Consider the following 239-nt stretch of genomic DNA (forward strand, 5'->3'; position numbering starts at 1 on the left):
CGGCGCGGGGCCGGCCGGACTCGCGGCGGCTGTGTACGGCGCCTCCGAGGGGCTGCAGGTGACCCTCGTCGACGAGGTGGCCCCCGGCGGGCAGGCGGGCACGTCGTCCCGGATCGAGAACTACCGCGGCTTCGCACGCGGGATCTCGGGAGGCGAACTGACCCGGGCGGCGACGCTGGAAGCGGTCAAGTTCGGGGCGCGGCTGGTCGCTCCCCGCTTGGTGACGGCACTGCGGCGCG

1 pseudogene is annotated in these 239 nt (G+C 76.2%); it reads left to right on the forward strand.

Annotation, left to right across the window (positions count from 1 at the left end):
- A pseudogene (locus tag SB754_RS22705) lies at positions 1-239 on the forward strand (hypothetical protein); the annotation flags it as partial.

This window comes from Leifsonia sp. SIMBA_070 (assembly GCF_046534635.1).
Classification (GTDB): domain Bacteria; phylum Actinomycetota; class Actinomycetes; order Actinomycetales; family Microbacteriaceae; genus Leifsonia.